Here is a 19,153-nt window from a genome sequence, read left to right on the forward strand (position 1 = left end):
TCGGTTTAGTTTCAGCAGCTTGTATCTATAGCTTTCAGCTATCGGCAACCCCTTCCTCGGCGCCCGTCAATCTGCAATATCTCCAGCTCGAGAAAGATCGCCGTCAGTTGATCCAGGGCCTGCGAATATTTCCTGACCACGCTGCGCAGACTCTGCCCTGTCAGTCCTGCCGCCTCTGACTGTGTATATTCCTGCAGTGCAATCCGGGTAATAAGTTCAAGCATCGGAGCATCCAGCCTCTTCAGGCATTTCTCTACGTCATATACAAAGATCACCGCGTCTTCAAAGCTCCTCACCCTGTAGCTTGAAACTCGTCCCCGGAATACACCGCTGCCGATCATCGATGGCACCCTCCCCATTAGCATCGAGATCTGCATGTACCGCCGCAGCAGCACCTCCGTATGCCGCCGGTAGAAGGCCACCGTGCTCAGTGGTTCCTTGTCTGTTTCCTCTTCCTTCCTCCATGTCGAACCATTCGCCCATACCATCGGCAGTGTCAGTGCTGCGCTCATCGGCTTCCTCCCTGTGATTGAATGCTGCAGCCTGCATGCTTCCGACGCCGTCCCCGCTTGCGCCGGCTTAGTGGAGCAGGGAACGCGCTGAGTTTCTTTGTGCATCCGGCGCAGTAGACGGATGTTCTATCGAAGGTGCGAATCCACAGACTTCCGCACCCTTCACAAACCTTTAGCGTCAGGCTTATATATTCCATCGTTTTTCCTTTCAAAGGCAGCAGCACATCGAGCTACTACGGCAAAATGACAACCGTTTGATGTAGCTCCTTCGCGTTGACCGGCACGCAGGAACCTGCAAAGCTTCTTCGCTTTGCATGCAGTTACGTGCGTTATCCATCCTGTCAACGCGAAAGTGTGACTGACTCTAACCGCGCCTAATCCAACGGGTCAACGATCTGTCTTTGTGGGTGCGACTGCGCCGGTATCTGCCCTGAAAGAGGACAATGAAATACCGGAAAGAGATATACCCTGCTTTCCGTGAGCTAACTTCACCTTCACGGTGTATAGCTCAAAGACACATTTCCACATATGACCTTTGAGCAGCTTCATGAAAGCATCAGGCAGGAAATCGGGCGCCGAATTGAACGCGGTGTGCTCACCGGCACACTTCTCGCCCGCCAGACAGGCCTTAGGCCCGCGCATATTTCCAACTTCCTGAATCGCAAGCGCAACCTAAGTCTGCGCGCGCTCGATCTCGTAATCGCCGCGCAACTGATCCAGCTTGCAGACTTTCTCTCTCCGCTTGACAGCCCCGCTCGTCTTTCTCAGCCCTCCGTTGGAGGAGTCTCGGTGCCTTTAGTACCGCAGAGCGTCGCTCGGCAATCTGCCCGTTTCTCCACTAGCTCCATCCTTGAGTCGATCCACCTGCCCTCAACCATGCTGCGCAGCCTGCCCAGGCTCAAACCCTCTCAGCGAAAAAACTGGCAGCGCCTTGCCGCCGTACGCATCAGCCTTGAACAGTCCATTCCTATGCAGCCGCTGCTTCCTTCCGGGAGTCTTCTCATCCTCGACCGTTACGACATCTCGCTCCGTCCCCGCAGGCAATCTCCGCCCTTCGTATACGCGGTTAACGCAGGTACTGAGGTCGTCTTCGCTCATCTCGCTATGGCTCCCGGGCTTCTCATCCTTCGTCCCCATGCGGTCGATGCAGAACTCAGGGCCATTCCTCTCTCGCCTGCTGAGCCCTTGTCGGTTCACATCATCGGACGTGTCTGTGCCGCCGTGTCCGAGCTGTGACTTGTCCTGCAACGGGACCCCCGACTCTGTTAGCATCTCAGCGGAGGAAGCCTATGGAACAGCCATCAAACCCTGCAACTTCCGCAGCGCGCCGGAATGAAGATATCGCTCTCGATCTGCTCAAGTTCGTCTCTGCCACAGCAGGCATGGGACGTGCCACTACGCCTTCGACAGGCTTCACCGCTGCGGCTGCGCCCCGGCCGGAAGAGCACGTCACTCAGTTGCTGGATCTTTACTCCCGCTGTCTGCGCACCATCGAGGGCAAAGGAGAAGCGCGCTAGCGCTCCTGCCCTTTGCACCTCACGCGCCATCTCAACGTTGCAGTCTGCGGGGCTGGCGCCTTTGGTCAGAACCATCTCCGCATCTACCGTGAACTCATGCGTTCCGGTGCGCCCATCACTCTTGCGGCGATCGTGGAGTCAAACCCTTCCGCAGCGGATGCTCTGCATCTCGAGTGGCAGGTTCCGGTCTTTGGTTCTGTGGCCGAGTGCCTCCACGTCACACAACATCTCGACGCCGCGTCCGTTTGCGTGCCCACATCGGCTCATCATGCAGTCGCTCAGGCGCTGCTTCTCTCCGGCGTCGACGTGCTCGTCGAGAAGCCCATTGCGGCTACAGCAGAGGAGGCTTCCGAGCTTGTTCTTTTGGCGAAGGCTCATCAGCGAATCCTGCAGCCTGGTCACCTTGAACGTTTCAATCCTGCCGTAACCGCCATCCGGCCTTTTCTCAACCACCCCATGTTTTTTGAGGCGCATCGCCTCAGCATCTTCAGTCCCCGTTCCCTCGATGTCGATGTTGTGCTCGATCTCATGATCCACGATCTCGATATCGTGCTCAGCTTCGTTCAGTCTCCGGTGCAGAGCATCCATGCAGTGGGTCTGCCCGTGCTCTCTCAGAAGTCTGATATCGCAAATGTGCGCATCGAGTTCGAGTCCGGCTGTGTTGCCAACTTCACCGCCAGCCGCGTCAGCACGGAGCGCGTCCGCAAGCTTCGCTTCTTTCAGCCGCATCAGTATGTGTCCATCGATTACGCGCGTCAGGATCTCCTGCTGATCGACGTCTCGCCGGAACCGGTAGCCAGCCCGGCCCTCAAAATAGAAAAGCCCGCCGTCATCCCCGGCGAGCCGCTCCGTCTCGAAATAGAGTCCTTCCTTCAGTCCGTCTGCGACCGCACCATCCCCGCAGTCACCGCCCACGATGGAGCCCGCGCCCTGCAACTCGCGCTCGACATCAATGCGGCCATCGCCGCCCACGCCGACCGCGCCGGCCTCAGGCGCTTTCTTTAGTCATCTCCACACGGCCCTAGTAGTAGAGGTACTTCCGCCAGTGCGGGTCGGAGTGGCCGATCATCCGCATAATGTGGCGGCTCGTGTGGAGCGAAAAAGGCCTCGGCTCGCGCATCAGTTTCATGTCTTCCAGCTCATGCAGCAGCTGGTTTCCCTTGCGCCGGTTACACGCATGGCAGCATGCCACCAGGTTTTCCCAAGTAGACAGGCCTCCCCGCGAGCGGGGAATCACATGGTCGAGCGTCAACTCATTGGCATGCAGCACCACCCCGCAGTACTGGCAGGAGTTGCGGTCGCGCAGCAGGATATTCTTCCGTGAAAGCGCCCTCGTCTGATGCGGAATGCGCCGGTACTCCAGCAGCCGGATCACCGAAGGCAGCGGCATGCGAACCCGTGCCGCGTGCAGCGTCGAGCCCTGCTCCTCCTCGGTTCGCGCTACGCCTTTGAGCACCAGTACCAGGGCCCGCCGAGCCCCGCATATGTTGATCGGCTCATAGGATGCGTTCAGCACCAGCACCGGCATCTGCATCGTCGCGCCCGAGACAACTCGTGGCTCCTCCTGGGCGAGCGCGTGACATTTAGCGAGCGACTTCTGCTTGCGTGCGTGGATCATGGCTTTCCCCAGTGACATTTCGTTCCCCCTCGTTCAATCTGTGCTGCCGCCCGAGCCCAATCAGCATGCCAGCGGCGCAACTTCCGCCGCTGTCTAACTCTGTCCGGTTCAATTCATGTCCCGTCTAATCCCCGTCCATCTGACTCCCGTTCAGAGATCGCCCCCATTGCAGCAAATCCGTTCTCTCCGGTCGCCGGCGAGTCCCATCTCGCCACATCCTCTTCCATTCGGGATTCCTCGCCGTGCGGAGCCAGTGCATCCAGTTGCAGCTGCGCCCGCGCTACCGTCGCAACCGTCACCGACTTCGCACCCGCCTTCCGCAGCGCCTGCGAACAGGCCCGCGCCGTTGCCCCCGTCGTGTAAATGTCGTCCACAAGCAGAATGTGCCGGTCGCGAATCCCGTCCGGTTTCGGTACAAAAAAAGCGCCGCGCACATTGCGCCGGCGCTGGGACGGGTTGAGCCCCGCATGGCTCTCAGTTTCGCGCCGTCTCTCCAGCGCGTTCACCGCAAGCCGCAAGCTGCACTCCGGTCTGCTCTCCCGCAGCAACCGGATCAGCGCACGCGCAAGCACCTCGGCCTGGTTAAATCCCCGTTGCCGATACTTTCTTGCGAACAGGGGAACGGGAATCACCGTCATCTCCGCGGGCAATCCCTCCATGGCGGCCACCTGCGCTGCCAGCAGTCTGCCCAGCGGCTCAGCCAAGCGGCGCATTCCGTCGTACTTCAGCAGGTGAATCATCGCCCGCAGATGCGTGCGGTAGACCCCATGTGCCACCGCCCGGCTGAACTCCGGAGGCGCCATTGTGCAATTACGGCAAAGCGCGTCGTCCGGAATCCCCTGCAACGCATCGCCGCATAGTCTGCATAATGGTTCAGTTTGTGTGGGTAGTTGCTTCCAGCAGGAACTGCAGATGGGGACACGGGAGAACAGCAGGAGAGGGTCCTGACAGATACGGCATAACGATGGGAAGAGAACACAGCTGAAGGCGTCTGCCTGACTTCGAAGCACGCGTACCACAGCACGCCAGGCTGAAGTCTCAGATGGCGGAACGTCGAGCGTCAGCGGATGAGTCTGACTGCGGAAGACGCACTCTCCACGAGGGCGAAACCCTCGTTGGAAGCGAGTATACGGCAGCTCTTTCTCCCTGACCAGTTAATTTCGGCCCCTAAAGGCGCAAAGATGAGCAAATTCTCCACGCGAACATGTCACTTTGAGATATGGACAGCAAGTCAGGAGCGACGCGCCCATTTCCCCTCTCCGCAATTCATCGGCAGCCCAGCCTTGTAGGCAGTCGCCCCCAGGGTAGAAGTGAAACACCAGCTGCCTTATGAAGAACCTGCCATCGTTGCATTTTCCACGTCCACAGGCGAACACATTTTCCGCCTTCGATAGTAGAATCGTGAAACAGGCGGCGTAGCTCAGATGGTTAGAGCGACGGACTCATAACCCGTAGGTCGACAGTTCGATTCTGTCCGCCGCCACCAGTGAAACAGCAGTACACTTGCAATTTTTGAAGTGATTGATTCGCTGGCAACCTTTTCAACAGCTGGACGCGGTTTTCAACAGTTGCAAGGTTGGTCAGAGGTTGCTAATATTCATCTTGTGGACGCGGGACAGTGACGCTGAGTCAATAAGTCAGCCACTAAACGCTAAAGCCACAACGAGTTAAGAAGTAGAACTAAGAAGCAGTGAATTCTGCGCCGACTGCATTGTCAGTCTGATTAAAGCAGAAAGATGTTCGACGGGCCCCCAAAGGCCCCAGAAGGTAAGTCCTTCCAGCGCGAACAATTCATTGATCTTAATAAGAGGTTTAGACCTCTTCAGGCCTTATGGCCGTCGGAGCTTTACGGTTCCGATTGATCTTTAAAAGTTTGGTACTGCATCGCGCTCCAATATCTGGTGAGCCACTAAAGGTGGCGGTCAGCATGTTCGAATCGCTTCGCGGTCAACGCCCTGAAAAAGAAAAGAAATAAAGGGGTTGACAAGATGAAGCGGAACAGATAATGTTGGGAAGTGCGCTAAAAACGGTCGAAACGCGAAAGCGGATGGCTGAATGCAGTGCAACAAGTTCGAGGACACGCAGCAACAATGCTGCGTTCCCGATCCAAAAGCGGCCCGCTTAGGCGGTCACCGTTAAGGATCTTTGACAATCAGGTTGAACATGCCAGTCGTGAGAAATCAAAGAAGTTTGGTTTGATCATTCTCACTATTTTTAAACTTCGCAGCCTTTCGAGCGCTGCGAGGTCGATGAACCCTTTCGACCTCCGTCGATAAGGGTCATCAACAGGTTTCAAACGAGAGTTTGATCCTGGCTCAGAATCAACGCTGGCGGCGTGCCTAACACATGCAAGTCGAACGAGAAAGGGACTTCGGTCCTGAGTACAGTGGCGCACGGGTGAGTAACACGTGACTAACCTACCCTTGAGTGGGGGATAACTTCGGGAAACCGAGGCTAATACCGCATAATACCTACGGGTCAAAGGAGCAATTCGCTTAAGGAGGGGGTCGCGGTCGATTAGTTAGTTGGTAGGGTAATGGCCTACCAAGACTGTGATCGATATCCGGCCTGAGAGGGCGCACGGACACACTGGAACTGAAACACGGTCCAGACTCCTACGGGAGGCAGCAGTGGGGAATTTTGCGCAATGGGGGAAACCCTGACGCAGCAACGCCGCGTGGAGGATGAAGTCTCTTGGGACGTAAACTCCTTTCGACCGGGACGATAATGACGGTACCGGAAGAAGAAGCCCCGGCTAACTTCGTGCCAGCAGCCGCGGTAATACGAGGGGGGCGAGCGTTGTTCGGAATTATTGGGCGTAAAGGGTGCGTAGGCGGTTTGGTAAGTCTTGTGTGAAATCTTCGGGCTCAACTCGAAGTCTGCACGAGAAACTGCCGGGCTTGAGTATGGGAGAGGTGAGTGGAATTTCCGGTGTAGCGGTGAAATGCGTAGATATCGGAAGGAACACCTGTGGCGAAAGCGGCTCACTGGACCATAACTGACGCTGATGCACGAAAGCTAGGGGAGCAAACAGGATTAGATACCCTGGTAGTCCTAGCCCTAAACGATGATCGCTTGGTGTGACGGGTACCCAATCCCGCCGTGCCGAAGCTAACGCGTTAAGCGATCCGCCTGGGGAGTACGGTCGCAAGGCTGAAACTCAAAGGAATTGACGGGGGCCCGCACAAGCGGTGGAGCATGTGGTTTAATTCGACGCAACGCGAAGAACCTTACCTGGGCTCGAAATGTAGTGGAATCCGGTGGAAACATCGGCGCCTAGCAATAGGCCGCTATATAGGTGCTGCATGGCTGTCGTCAGCTCGTGTCGTGAGATGTTGGGTTAAGTCCCGCAACGAGCGCAACCCTTATTACCAGTTGCTACCATTTAGTTGAGCACTCTGGTGAGACCGCCTCGGATAACGGGGAGGAAGGCGGGGATGACGTCAAGTCCTCATGGCCTTTATGTCCAGGGCTACACACGTGCTACAATGGCCGGTACAAACCGTCGCAAACCCGTGAGGGGGAGCTAATCGGAAAAAGCCGGCCTCAGTTCGGATTACAGTCTGCAACTCGACTGTATGAAGCTGGAATCGCTAGTAATCGCGGATCAGAACGCCGCGGTGAATACGTTCCCGGGCCTTGTACACACCGCCCGTCACATCACGAAAGTGGGTTGTACTAGAAGCCGGTGAGCCAACCGCAAGGAGGCAGCCGTCCAAGGTGTAATTCATGATTGGGGTGAAGTCGTAACAAGGTAGCCGTAGGAGAACCTGCGGCTGGATCACCTCCTTTCTAAGAGAGAACTTCATGGCTTTTTTATACTTCCGCGATTGCGGACTACCGGAAACGGTAGGGTATAAGAAATGTTTCCATGTACCTCTTAATCGGGCCTCGGCCTGGTTAAGAGAGCCTGAATCAAGCCATCTCTGCTTCTTTAGTATTAATCGCGATGGTCATGCGAGGCGTAGCCTCGCTGCATGTTCAACCTGGTCCTCGAAACTTCTCGTAGTGTTTGAAGATGAGCAGTCGGGCTCAGCGTGAGATAATGACTCTGGGCAGCAATGAGATGCCGGGCCTGTAGCTCAGTTGGTTAGAGCGCACCCCTGATAAGGGTGAGGTCGGTAGTTCGAATCTACCCAGGCCCACCACACTGCAGCAGCACGATGGGGCTGTAGCTCAGCTGGGAGAGCACCTGCTTTGCAAGCAGGGGGTCACCGGTTCGATCCCGGTCAGCTCCACCACTTCCTACATGAGATTGCCTGAAGGTGGGCATCTGCAATCTGCAGATATCGACCTTTGGGCAATGCAAGGCGAAAGTCTTGCAAGGTTCAACTCGCCTGACGGCGAACATTGGCTAAGCCAATGTCTGGATGTTTGACAACGAAATCGATTGGGTAAATATATTACAAGGCTGAGCAATGCCCGGCCCTGGACTCAGAGATGAGAACAGTGTCGGAGGTTGTTTGGTTGAGTGTCTTTAGAATAATCTTTGCAGTCTTTCGAGACTGCATGAGGCGGCAATACATTAGGTTAACTCCTGCGTGGAGTTAATTCTATGGTCAAGCTACTAAGGGCGCACGGTGAATGCCTTGGCAGAAACAGGCGATGAAGGACGTGGCAAGCTGCGATAAGCTTCGGGAAGCCGCACACAGGCGTTGATCCGGAGATTTCCGAATGGGGAAACCCACTATGGCAAAACCATAGTACATCCTACTGAATACATAGGTAGGAATGAGCGAACTCAGGGAAGTGAACCATCTCAGTACCTGAAGGAAAAGAAAGAAACCTCGATTCCGATAGTAGTGGCGAGCGAACTCGGAATAGCCCAAACCCGTTGCATCTAGGTGTATCGGGGGTTGTAGGGTCTGCAACAGTAGAGTTACCAATCTGGTCGTTAGTCGAATCCTCTGGAAGGGGGATCCATAGAGCGTGACAGACGCGTAGACGAAAGCGATCCAGACTCGAAGCAGATACCTGAGTAAGGCGGGGCACGTGAAACCCTGCTTGAATCCACGGGGACCATCCCGTAAGGCTAAATACTCGTTTCTGACCGATAGTGAACCAGTACCGTGAGGGAAAGGCGAAAAGCACCCCTGTTAGGGGAGTGAAAAGTACCTGAAACCGTGTGCCTACAAGCAGTGGGAGGACTATGCCCGCAAGGGAATGTCTGACCGCGTGCCTATTGCATAATGAGCCGGCTAGTTATTCTTGTCAGCAAGGTTAAGCGTAAGCGAGCCGAAGCGAAAGCGAGTCTGAATAGGGCGTTTTAGTTGGCAGGAATAGACGCGAAGCGGGATGATCTACCCTTGGCCAGGTTGAAGGTGAGGTAACACTCACTGGAGGACCGAACCGGTGTTTGTTGAAAAAAGCTCGGATGAGCTGAGGGTAGGGGTGAAAGGCTAATCAAATTCCGTGATAGCTCGTTCTCTCCGAAATAGCTTTAGGGCTAGCCTCGGGTGATTTGCATTGGTGGTAGAGAACTGGATGGACTAGGGGGCTTTCCGGCTTACTGAATCCAACCAAACTTCGAATGCCAGTGACAACCAGCCCGGGAGTCAGACTGTGGGGGCTAAGCTTCACAGTCGAGAGGGAAACAGCCCAGACCGCCTGCTAAGGTCCCAAAATTACAGTTAAGTGGGAAAGGAAGTCGGAACGCCCAGACAGCCAGGAGGTTGGCTTAGAAGCAGCCATCCTTTAAAGAAAGCGTAATAGCTCACTGGTCAAGCGGTCCGGTGCCGACAATACAACGGGGCTAAAACTGTATACCGAAGCAGCGGATGCACACCTATGGTGTGCGTGGTAGGAGAGCATTCTCAACAGCGATGAAGCCAGACTGAGAAGACTGGTGGAGCGTTGCGAAGAGACCCTGCCGGCATAAGTAGCGATAATGAATGTGAGAACCATTCACGCCGAAAGTCTAAGGTTTCCTGAGGAAGGTTAATCCGCTCAGGGTTAGGCGGTCCCTAAGGTGAGGCCGAAAGGCGTAGCTGATGGACATCCGGTTAATATTCCGGACCTCCCAACCTTCGTTTGACGATGGGGAGACGCAGAAGGATAAGCAGGACCCTCTATGGCTATAGGGTTTGATACGTGTAAGCTGGTTCGCTCAGGCAAATCCGGGCGAGCTTAACAGTGAGACGTAAAACAGTAGGCCGAATGGCCGAAAGCTGCTGAGTTCACGCTGCCAAGAAAATCCTCTAAGGAGAGGCGTTGGGAACCGTACCACAAACCGACACAGGTAGACGAGGAGAATATCCAAAGGCGCTCGAGTGAAAGCTTGTTAAGGAACTCGGCAAATTAGACCCGTAACTTCGGGAGAAGGGTCGCCCACCTCTGGTGGGCCGCAGTGAAACGCGTACGGCGACTGTTTAACAAAAACACAGGTCTCTGCTAAGTCGAAAACGACGTATAGGGGCTGACTCCTGCCCGGTGCCGGAAGGTTAAAGGGAGAGGTTAGGGCGCAAGCCCGAAGCTTTGAACTGAAGCCCCGGTGAACGGCGGCCGTAACTATAACGGTCCTAAGGTAGCGAAATTCCTTGTCGGGTAAGTTCCGACCTGCACGAATGGAGTAACGATCGTACGACTGTCTTAACGAGTTGCTCGGCGAACTTGTAGTACCGGTGAAGATGCCGGTTACCCGCAGCTAGACGGAAAGACCCCGTGCACCTTTACTACACCTTTACTATGAATTATGACTCTTACTGCGCAGGATAGGTGGGAGGCTTTGATACCAGGCTCTTGGGCTTGGTGGAGCCACCGGTGAGATACCACCCTGTGAGTGTTGTGATTCTAACCTCCTCCCGTGATCCGGGAGAGGGACATAGTAAGGCGGGTAGTTTGACTGGGGCGGTCGCCTCCTAAATTGTAACGGAGGCGCGCGAAGCTACACTCAGGCTGTTTGGAAATCAGCCGTCGAGTGCAAAGGCATAAGTGTGGTTAACTGTGAGACCTACAAGTCGAGCAGATGCGAAAGCAGGCCTTAGTGATCCGGTGGTTCTGTATGGAAGGGCCATCGCTCAACGGATAAAAGGTACGCCGGGGATAACAGGCTGATCGAAGCCAAGAGTTCATATCGACGCTTCGGTTTGGCACCTCGATGTCGGCTCATCGCATCCTGGAGCTGTAGAAGGTTCCAAGGGTTAGGCTGTTCGCCTATTAAAGCGGTACGTGAGCTGGGTTCAGAACGTCGCGAGACAGTTCGGTCCCTATCTGCTGTGGGCGTAGGAGATTTGAAGAGGGCTGTCCTTAGTACGAGAGGACCGGGATGGACGAACCTCTTGTGTTCCAGTTGTCATGCCAATGGCACGGCTGGGTAGCGAAGTTCGGTTGTGATAACCGCTGAATGCATATAAGCGGGAAGCACGCTCTAAGATGAGATCTCCCAACCCATAAGGGAAATGAAGGGTCCAGGAAGACCACCTGGTTGATAGGCTGGAGGTGGAAGCGCAGTAATGCGTGTAGCTTACCAGTACTAATCGCCCGTTCGGCTTGTCCATAGAATTAATTCTGCGCAGCAATTGCTGCCAAGGACATTCAACAAGCCTCGTAATAGAAAGTAATATTCCCAATCGATTTCGTTGTGAAAGATTAGGTTGTGTGGCGCCAGTTTGCCGTTTTATGTCCGAGAGAAACCGCTCGTTGACAAACCTGGCTGCGGGGAACATCCTGCCAAGCGCCTCCCAAGTTTGCCGGTGACCATACTGCGAGGGTCCCACCCGTTCCCATCCCGAACACGGAAGTTAAGCCTCGCTGGGCCGATGGTACTGCACGCGTAAGTGTGTGGGAGATTAGGTGATCGCCGGCATTATCATGAAGAAAAGCCCACCATCCGGTGGGCTTTTCTGTTTCCGCCTTCAGTTCCCACGATAGCGTTCTCCGAGACAGAAGCCCTGTATGCATCCAAACAAGCGATGCGTAGATTGCTTGGCCGCTTTAGAGTTTCCCTGTCAGTGATGATTCTGTATATCGCCCTGCCCGGTGCGGCCCAGCTGCCGGGCAGTCCGGCTGCCCCATCCACAACTGTACCGCCCTCAAAGCGTGTCTGGTCTCAGGTCGTTGAGCCAGAAGTTCCTTATCGAAGGCTCGACTTCAGGGACAAGTTCATCTTCCAGTTGCATGAGAATTTCCGCACTGCATCCCTCATTCCTCTCTTCGTGTCAGCTGGCACCTCCCAGGGCTGGGATAACGCTCCCCACTATGGGAGCGACGAAGCCGGCTTCGGAGAGCGGCTGGGAGCAGCCGCCCTTCGCCAGGCCAGCATGCGCTTTCTTTCTGACGGGCTGATGCCTGCCCTGCTCCGGGAAGATCCTCGATACTTCCGTAAGGCCTATGGCGGGTATGCTGCCCGAGGCCTATACGCCGCTTCCCGCGCTTTTGTTTCGCAGCGGGATTCGGGAAGATCCGGTATCAATTACGCCAACATAACTGGTCACCTGCTCGCCATGGGGCTCACGATGACATACTATCCCCATCAGGATACGAACGGCGGCACGGTCTTTCGGGGCACCGCGCTTTCTCTTTTAGGCTCGGCCGGGAATAACTTGTTTCTGGAATTTATCCCTGACGTTCTACACAAATTCCATGAGCGTAAGGCGGGCGCGGTGATCGGCGAACCTAAGACGCCCCGCTAATTCCTGAAGGTCCGGCGCTGCTTTTACAAAGCATGGTATTAGTTATCATTCTGTACCTGGGGGGACGAATCGATTCGAGTCAGGTTTTCGATCGGGGGCGTGATTTGGTTATCCATGATCGCCATCGCGCCACTGCGATTAAATGCGCAGGAAGGGCTGCCTGACGCTCCCTTGCCGCAATGGGAGATGCACGAAACAATCGTCGCAATGACTCCTTTCGACGGCGGGGGGCAGATGTCCTTTCCCGCCACACCGCACCAGCGCACGGCCACCGTACCGTCAGCGCCCCCTCATTGCCAGCCCTATCAATCGGCCGACGCTGAAACCAGGATGTGCTGCCAGTCGGATCTACATCCCTTTGCGACCTTTCTTCAGTCCCAGCGCTCAGCCCCACCTACGGCTCGTGAGAAGTTCGAGCTTGCCGGCAGAGACACGATCGATCCCTTCAACCTGTTGACCATCGTCGGAACCTCCGCGATCACCGCGGCTTCCAACCCTCACTCCGTATACGGGCCGGGATTTGAAGGCTGGGGGAAGCTGAGTGGCGTCGCTTTTACGCAGAATGCGACGGGTGAATTCTTCGGCACCGCACTTATTCCCTCCCTCATGCATCAGGATCCGCATTATCACCGCATGCCGAATGCCTCGTATCGCCGACGCTTCTTCCATGCGATCACGCAGATTGCCTGGACCCAGGGCGACCACGGTGCGCCTATGTTCAATTACGCAACGATCGTTGGTTCTATCGCGGAAGAAGCCGTCAGCGATGCCTACGTGCCTTACCGTGAGAACGGCTGGAGCGCCAGCGGAACACGAATCGGTCTCGCTCTCGCTACCGATCCCATTGGCAATCTCATTACCGAATTCCTTCCGGATCTCGCCAGCCACATCAATTTCCGCGTCGTTTTTGTGCAGAGAATCGTGAATGAAATCACCATTCAGGAGGGGGGTGCCCCATCCGAGTAGTAATTATTGTCCAACCATTCACCGCATCCCAGTCCCGTCCAGTCGCCAATTGTCACCATTCGGTCACGTTCGATTTCTAGTTCGAGGGCGCATGTCTATCCTTAAGTGTGGATCAGTATTGGGGTAGTGTACGTTGTACCCCTGAAGGAACAGCCGTTGTTACCTTCTGAAACTTTTGGCATCTGAAAGAACAGAAGAAAATCATATCTTTCAGGCAAAGATAGGGCCGATCTACTTAGGAGATTCCAGGAATGTCGAAAGCCGTCAAATACGCTGAAAAGGCCGTCACTGCTGCAGCACAGGGCGCATGGGTCGTTTTCGAGAAGCTCAACAGTATCCGTCCCAATGCATCGTTTACTCCCAAGTGGTCTGATAAGCCGCTGCTGAAGTCCTATCAGAAAGAGAAGCCGCCCCTTGGCTGGCCCCGCACCACGGATTCTCTGTGCCCCAAGTGCGTCCCAGAGATTCGCCAGCAGATCATCGACGGCAAGCTGCCGCATGAAGTTCTGCTCAATGAAAAGGTCGGCGAAATCAAGGCGCAGATCATCGAGCGCGATGGCAAGATCCTCATGGTCAAGGACTGTCCGAAGCACGGCCATTTTGAAGATGTCATGTCCATTGACACCGAATTCTTCCGCCATCTGGAGGAAGTTTTCCCGGGCCGCGATATCCGCGCCCACAACGATGAAAAGCTGCACAACCACGGAACTTCCACTGTTACGCACGGTCGCGGCTCGGTTCTGACCATCGATCTCACCAACCGTTGCAACATGATGTGCGACCCCTGCTTCATGGATGCCAACCAGGTTGGCTTTGTCCACGAGCTCACGTGGGACGAAATCAAGACCATGCTCGACAATGCGATCACCATCAAGCCGCGCCGTCAGATGTCGGTGCAGTTCTCCGGTGGTGAGCCGACTCTGTCACCCTACTTCCTCGACGCGGTAGCTTATGCGCGCAAGGTCGGTTACAACTCGGTCCAGGCTGCTACCAACGGTATTGAATTTGCCAAGAGCAAAGAGTTCTGCAAGGCCGCTGCAGAAGCAGGTCTGCGTTATGCCTATCTGCAGTTTGACGGCATCGGCAACGCAGCGAACTCGCACCGCAAGGTCGGCAACCTGTTCGATGTCAAGCTCCAGGCCATTCACAACCTTCACGAAGCCGGCGTTGATATCGTGCCTGTCACGACCATCATCAACGGCATCAACAATGAGCAGGTTGGCCGCATCATCCAGTTCGCGCTCGACAATCCGAAGCGCATCAACTTCATCAGCTTCCAGCCGGTTTCGTTTACCGGCCGCGACGAAGCTGTAACGGATGAGCGCCGCGAGGCACAGCGCTATACCCTGAGCCACATGGCACACGACGTCAAGAATCAGACAGGTCTTGGCGAGCCCACCCGTGACTGGTTCCCCATCAGCTTCATGAGCACCTTCTCCGACTGGGCCGATCTGGTTCACGGGCCCAATCACGAGTGGGGCCAGCTCTCCTGTGGCTGCCATCCGAACTGCGGTATCGGCATGGCTCTCATGATCGACAAGGAAACGAAGGAGGCGGTGCCCGTCACTGCTTTCGTCAATGCCGATCGTCTTGCCAAGGACATTGCCAAGGTCAATGACGCCGCTCGCGGCAAGTTCCTCTCGATCCTCGGCGTCACGCTCGCGCTTCTGCGCAACTACGATCCGACCAAGTCGCCGACCCATTTCAAGATCGTCGACCTGCTCGCCAAGTTCGACAAGTGCTTCGGCGCAACCGGCCGCAACTACGGCAAGGTCACCGCGGATCGCACCATGGAAGACATCGAGAAGCGTCGCGCCGATCGCTGGAACTTCCTCTTCATCGCGGGCATGTGGTTCCAGGATCTCTTCAACTACGACTTCCGCCGCACCGAGCAGTGCATCATCCCCTACGCAACCCAGGAGGGTGAGATCAGCTTCTGCGCCTACAACACCGGCGTGGGCTGGCGGAACATCATCGAAAAGATGCACATGACTGCCACGCTCACCAAGTGGTATGACGAGCATGGCCGCCATGAGATCTTCGCCGGCGGTAAGAAGGTTGGTATGGGCGGAGCCGAGCACACCCTGGTTCTCAATCAGGAGCACGTGGACTCAGCCGCCAATGACACCTTTGAGAAGTCGGGTATCGCCAAGAACTCGCGTGAAGAAAAGATTCGTGCACGCGATGCCAAGCTGAAGCAGGATGCTGAAAACGCCCGTATGGCCAAGCTCTACCGCGAGCAGATTCTCGGTGAGAAGCCTACTCCGGGTCTGGTCTCCCTCGATTCCATTGCGCCGGCCAAGCCCGTCGTCAAGGATGAAGAAACCGTCATGGGTGACTAGTTGTTTCGCACTCAATAAAAAAGCAAAAGCCCGGCGCCGTCCGGGCTTTTGCTTTTGGCTGCGAGGCGGACGAGCAAGCTCGGCTCCAGGAGCGAAAGATCGCGCGACGCGCTACACTGGCTGGCGGGAGCGTGCGAACGCATGAGGAGTTTCATTCTTGCAGCAGCAGTCAGTGCAGCCTTTCTTGGCCAGTTTTCCCCTGCATTCGGACAAAGCAGCTCAACCGCCCCTCAGACAGACACAAGCGTGATCGACGCTCAGGGTACCGCGCACATCACCCGCGTTGTTCCCGTTCCCACGACCGTCAGTCCTGAGGCGCAAAAGTCTCTGGCGCGTCCAGCCTCTGATGCCGCTGTTCCTGAGCCGCTTTCCATTCGCCGCTCCAAAACGGATGCCTGGCAGGCACGCGCAGGCGAGCGTTCAAAGGTGCTTTACCCGGCGAATATATCGGACGCAACCATCGCCGGTGTTCCCGCAAAAATCATCACTCCGCTTACCATCCCCCCGGATAAGAAGGATCGAGTCCTCATCAATGTCCACGGCGGCGGCTTCAATTCCGACTCTGGTTCGCTGACTGAGACAATCCCGATTGCCAACCTCACCCAGACCAAGGTCGTGGCCGTTCTTTATCGCCTTGCGCCAGAGCATCCATTCCCCGCAGCGGTCGACGATACGGTTGCTGTCTATAAGGAGCTGCTGAAGAGCTACAAGCCGAACAACATAGGACTCTACGGCACATCTGCGGGAGCGATTCTCACTGGAGAAGTCGCCGTCAGGCTCCACCAGCTTGGCCTCCCGCTTCCTGGAGCGATGGGCATCTTCTCTGGCATGGGCGACTTCAGTCAGCGCGGTGATTCCCAATCCATGTACGCGCTGAACGGACTCTCCGGCCACCTCGACCCACCGGAAAAATCACCTGAGCACAGCGCCTACGCAGGCTCCACAGATTTGAAAGACCCAGTTCTGTCGCCCCTCTACGCTGACCTTCGCAATATGCCGCCTACACTTTTCATCACCAGCGGGCGCGACATGCTTCTCAGCGGCACCACCATTCTTCACCGGGCCTTTCTCCGCGCTGGAGACGATGCCCATCTCGTCGTCTTTGAGGCGCTCCCGCACGCCTTCTGGAACGATCCCGATCTGCCCGAGTCCAAAGAGGCCGATCACATCATGGCCGACTTCTTTAACAAGCACCTCGGCAGGCAAACGCCAGCGGAGTAAGCGCAGTCGTTGAAGCAGCCGCGCCTCTCTAGTGTGCTGAGGTCAGCAGTTCCGTGTTCACGACGAGTTTCTTTCCGAGCCAGCCTATCTGCTCGTCCCCGAAGGCTCTGAAGAATCGCACCTGCTGCGACTGGACAATAGGCTTGCCATCCTCACTGTGAATAGTCAGGAAGCTCGGCTGATGAAACTTCAGATCGTGCAGCCGGTAGGCATACATGGCACGAAAGCCCGGCGAGTCCACCGCGAAACCGTATTGAGGCAGCTCCATCTCCGCAGAGACGTAGTTATTGCTCCCATAGTTCACCGTAATCGTGGTCCCGTCGGAAAACTGCGTCCTCTCCACTGAGTGATCCGGTGTCAGGAACTGGTGATTGGTCATCTGTTTCCCGTGGATCTGCCGCACCAGCGGGCTGATGACGTTATAAGTATTTTTTACAAATAGATCGAACGCATTATCCGCCAGCGCTCCCTGCGCAAAGACCATCTGTCCCGGCTGCGTTCCCGGTGCTGGGTGATAGTTCTGCTTCGCGCTCCCCCAGTAAGCGTGCTGCGGCGTGAAGTAGAGTGGCATCTGCCCATACAGCAGATAATCCAGGAACTGCGGCGAACTCTCCGGCATCAGCTTCTGCGACCCGTGCGAGAGCAGCGTGACCGCATCCGCATATACAAGAGGGAAGAGCGGTATCACCACTTCGGCGCCCGGCTTGTGGCTCGTCGTCTTCTGGGAGAGCATCCCCTCGAAGTAATCCGCATGCGCAACTCCCACCTCATTGCCTTCTTCCGTGCCCATCAGCATGTGGTCATTGCGAACATAATCGCAGAGCTTCTGGCGATACTCCATGTCCTGTTCTTTGGTTGTTGGGTGAGCAGGGTCATAGCAGATGCGCGGCGGGCTGGCAAAGACCGTGTCAAGAAAATAGACATCAGGATTGAAGAGCTTGATCACCCCAGGAAGATTCTGCGGCCGTGCAATCAGGTCCGTACTCACCCGGGAGCAGATGAAGTAAGCCTGCCCTCCTGCCCACACGCCCCCCTTCATCAGCGAGCCGTCCTTATTCTTGATCACGTAGTAGGGGTTCCAGTCCGGCGAGTCGTGGTACATGTCCTGGTAGTTGTCATGCAGTCCAAACAGAAAGCCCACCGCCTTCACCCGCTTCGAGCAGTCGGCCAGCCCCGCATTTCCTCCCGCCGACGCAGCCGCCGGCAAAATCGTCGGCAGCTGATTGTCATACCCTGCCTGCGTCCACCCCGACAGAATGAACATGGCCCGGTCGATCCCCACATCGTTTCTCAGGTGTTCAGCCAGTTGGGCAACTTCGTTGAAGGTCGTGTACGTGTGAATCAGCACATTGCCTGATCCATCCTTCGCGTGTTGCTGCACAAACGCAATCGGTCTGAACTCGGCAGCCCCGATGAACTGCTGCTCATGCGCCGCAACCAGCGCTTTTTCTGCTTCGGTTTTGTAGAGTCCCCGCTGCTCCGCGAACAGGCGATACGCCTTCGCGATCTCGACATACCCGCCTTTGCCCAGCGGGCTTAACCACAGATGCTTGGCTCCGGGGTGTAGCGCCACTCCCGCCTCCAGCATTGGTGCAGGTGCGGGTGAGTAGTTCGTAAGGATATCTGCATACGGCGTGTCCCAGCTCACCAGCAGCGCCGAGCCGTCTTTCACCGCGCCGAACATCGCCATCGAGTAGCCATTCCCGACATGGTAAGCGTCATAGCGCCGCGCCACCGGAGCCGCCCCACTCGGCGTCACCATGATCCCCAGGCTCTTCGGAATCGCATAGTAGCCCCCGCTCGATACCGTCAGGGTGAGCGCATTCTGCAGAATGTCTATCTCCTGCACAGGTGAACTCGTCGGCCAGTTGGTCACCTGGTACTGCACAGACGGTAGCGGCTGCGCAATGATCTGCACAGAGAGGTCGAGGTTCGCCGCATTGTCGTGAAAGGTGAACGAGTCAGGGCCACTCCGTGAAAAGTGGTCCACCGTCAGCGCTGTTTTTACCCCGCCCCGCTCCACGGCAACAGGGGAGCCCAGCGCCCACGTCTCGCCCGTCTTTGCATCGGTGAGTTGTGCAGCTGCAGTGGTTGTGTCAAACGAGAGTGAAACCCCGTCTTTCTGCAGGTGGATCTGATTAGCATTCGCAATCAAGGGAAACGCAAGCAAGGGGAAAACGAACAGCCCCGTCCAGCCGGTGCGCAGTTTCATGGATACACTCCCATACAACTTACAACGAGGATAATGGCACAACAATTAACTTTCGCTGGCAGCGTAAATGTGTGGTAGCGTGGCTCACCTGGTTTGCAGAGGCTCGATTCACAATACCAATCACTGGCCCGGGAA

General features: G+C 56.1%; 11 protein-coding genes, 3 tRNA genes, 3 rRNA genes and 1 pseudogene. 13 read left to right on the forward strand and 5 right to left on the reverse strand.

Features of this window, described 5'->3' with window-relative positions; all coding sequences use genetic code 11:
• Positions 1 to 38 precede the first annotated feature (38 nt).
• Complete coding sequence (locus tag C7378_RS12840) at positions 39 to 512, reverse strand: hypothetical protein (protein WP_131997369.1); 474 nt, start codon at positions 510 to 512, stop codon at positions 39 to 41.
• A gap of 528 nt (positions 513 to 1,040) precedes the next feature.
• On the opposite strand from C7378_RS12840, the gene C7378_RS12845 reads away from it, so the two are divergent.
• The 3 genes from C7378_RS12845 to C7378_RS12855 are packed head-to-tail and all read left to right on the forward strand — an operon-like array spanning position 1,041 to position 3,034.
• Positions 1,041 to 1,748 (forward strand): hypothetical protein, encoded by a 708-nt coding sequence (locus C7378_RS12845; RefSeq protein WP_131997372.1) that lies wholly within the window; start codon positions 1,041 to 1,043, stop codon positions 1,746 to 1,748.
• Positions 1,749 to 1,801: 53 nt separating this feature from the next.
• Entirely contained in the window at positions 1,802 to 2,029 is a 228-nt protein-coding gene (locus C7378_RS12850) for a hypothetical protein (protein WP_131997375.1), read from the forward strand.
• A 12-nt stretch (positions 2,030 to 2,041) separates the two neighbouring features.
• On the forward strand, positions 2,042 to 3,034 hold the full coding sequence (locus tag C7378_RS12855) for a Gfo/Idh/MocA family oxidoreductase (RefSeq protein WP_131997378.1): 993 nt from the start codon (positions 2,042 to 2,044) through the stop codon (positions 3,032 to 3,034).
• Positions 3,035 to 3,050: 16 nt separating this feature from the next.
• Here C7378_RS12855 and C7378_RS12860 read toward each other — a convergent pair whose 3' ends face one another.
• The 3 genes and pseudogenes from C7378_RS12860 to C7378_RS18220 all read right to left on the reverse strand — a co-directional run.
• Positions 3,051 to 3,665, reverse strand: coding sequence for an HNH endonuclease (locus C7378_RS12860; RefSeq protein WP_207901430.1), 615 nt, complete (start codon positions 3,663 to 3,665; stop codon positions 3,051 to 3,053).
• A gap of 95 nt (positions 3,666 to 3,760) precedes the next feature.
• Positions 3,761 to 4,423, reverse strand: coding sequence for a ComF family protein (locus C7378_RS12865; protein WP_165876803.1), 663 nt, complete (start codon positions 4,421 to 4,423; stop codon positions 3,761 to 3,763).
• Between the two features lie 42 nt (positions 4,424 to 4,465).
• Positions 4,466 to 4,666 (reverse strand): annotated as a pseudogene (locus C7378_RS18220) (double zinc ribbon domain-containing protein); the annotation flags it as partial.
• Between the two features lie 390 nt (positions 4,667 to 5,056).
• On the opposite strand from C7378_RS18220, the gene C7378_RS12870 reads away from it, so the two are divergent.
• The 10 genes from C7378_RS12870 to C7378_RS12915 all read left to right on the forward strand — a co-directional run bounded on the left by C7378_RS12870 (position 5,057) and on the right by C7378_RS12915 (position 16,806).
• A tRNA-Met gene (locus C7378_RS12870) sits at positions 5,057 to 5,133 on the forward strand.
• An 806-nt stretch (positions 5,134 to 5,939) separates the two neighbouring features.
• Positions 5,940 to 7,439: ribosomal RNA gene (locus C7378_RS12875) — 16S ribosomal RNA — on the forward strand.
• A gap of 279 nt (positions 7,440 to 7,718) precedes the next feature.
• Positions 7,719 to 7,795 (forward strand) — tRNA-Ile (locus tag C7378_RS12880).
• Between the two features lie 17 nt (positions 7,796 to 7,812).
• A tRNA-Ala gene (locus C7378_RS12885) sits at positions 7,813 to 7,888 on the forward strand.
• Between the two features lie 316 nt (positions 7,889 to 8,204).
• A 23S ribosomal RNA gene (locus tag C7378_RS12890) occupies positions 8,205 to 11,143 on the forward strand.
• A 191-nt stretch (positions 11,144 to 11,334) separates the two neighbouring features.
• Positions 11,335 to 11,451, forward strand: a 5S ribosomal RNA gene (rrf, locus tag C7378_RS12895).
• Together the 16S, 23S and 5S rRNA genes with 2 tRNA genes alongside form the textbook arrangement of a ribosomal RNA operon.
• 148 nt (positions 11,452 to 11,599) lie before the next feature.
• Positions 11,600 to 12,277 (forward strand): hypothetical protein, encoded by a 678-nt coding sequence (locus C7378_RS12900; protein ID WP_131997384.1) that lies wholly within the window; start codon positions 11,600 to 11,602, stop codon positions 12,275 to 12,277.
• Between the two features lie 99 nt (positions 12,278 to 12,376).
• The gene (locus C7378_RS12905) at positions 12,377 to 13,243 is read left to right on the forward strand and encodes a hypothetical protein (RefSeq protein WP_131997388.1); all 867 of its coding nucleotides are present in this window, start codon (positions 12,377 to 12,379) and stop codon (positions 13,241 to 13,243) included.
• 251 nt (positions 13,244 to 13,494) lie between these two features.
• Positions 13,495 to 15,585, forward strand: coding sequence for a radical SAM protein (locus C7378_RS12910; protein WP_131997391.1), 2,091 nt, complete (start codon positions 13,495 to 13,497; stop codon positions 15,583 to 15,585).
• A 141-nt stretch (positions 15,586 to 15,726) separates the two neighbouring features.
• Complete coding sequence (locus C7378_RS12915) at positions 15,727 to 16,806, forward strand: alpha/beta hydrolase fold domain-containing protein (protein WP_131997394.1); 1,080 nt, start codon at positions 15,727 to 15,729, stop codon at positions 16,804 to 16,806.
• A 28-nt stretch (positions 16,807 to 16,834) separates the two neighbouring features.
• Here the strand turns inward: C7378_RS12915 and C7378_RS12920 are convergent, their stop codons facing one another.
• On the reverse strand, positions 16,835 to 19,018 hold the full coding sequence (locus tag C7378_RS12920) for a DUF5696 domain-containing protein (RefSeq protein ID WP_131997397.1): 2,184 nt from the start codon (positions 19,016 to 19,018) through the stop codon (positions 16,835 to 16,837).
• Between the last annotated feature and the right edge of the window lie 135 nt (positions 19,019 to 19,153).

Source organism: Acidipila rosea, from assembly GCF_004339725.1.
GTDB lineage: Bacteria > Acidobacteriota > Terriglobia > Terriglobales > Acidobacteriaceae > Acidipila > Acidipila rosea.

Excerpts from the sequence above, each read along its gene's own strand:
- C7378_RS12840 (WP_131997369.1), bottom strand. The coding sequence starts at position 512 with ATGAGCGCAGCACTGACACTGCCGATGGTATGGGCGAATGGTTCGACA.
- C7378_RS12845 (WP_131997372.1), top strand. The coding sequence starts at position 1,041 with ATGACCTTTGAGCAGCTTCATGAAAGCATCAGGCAGGAAATCGGGCGC.
- C7378_RS12850 (WP_131997375.1), top strand. The coding sequence starts at position 1,802 with ATGGAACAGCCATCAAACCCTGCAACTTCCGCAGCGCGCCGGAATGAA.
- C7378_RS12860 (WP_207901430.1), bottom strand. The coding sequence starts at position 3,665 with ATGTCACTGGGGAAAGCCATGATCCACGCACGCAAGCAGAAGTCGCTC.
- C7378_RS12900 (WP_131997384.1), top strand. The coding sequence starts at position 11,600 with ATGATTCTGTATATCGCCCTGCCCGGTGCGGCCCAGCTGCCGGGCAGT.
- C7378_RS12910 (WP_131997391.1), top strand. The coding sequence starts at position 13,495 with ATGTCGAAAGCCGTCAAATACGCTGAAAAGGCCGTCACTGCTGCAGCA.
- C7378_RS12915 (WP_131997394.1), top strand. The coding sequence starts at position 15,727 with ATGAGGAGTTTCATTCTTGCAGCAGCAGTCAGTGCAGCCTTTCTTGGC.
- C7378_RS12920 (WP_131997397.1), bottom strand. The coding sequence starts at position 19,018 with ATGAAACTGCGCACCGGCTGGACGGGGCTGTTCGTTTTCCCCTTGCTT.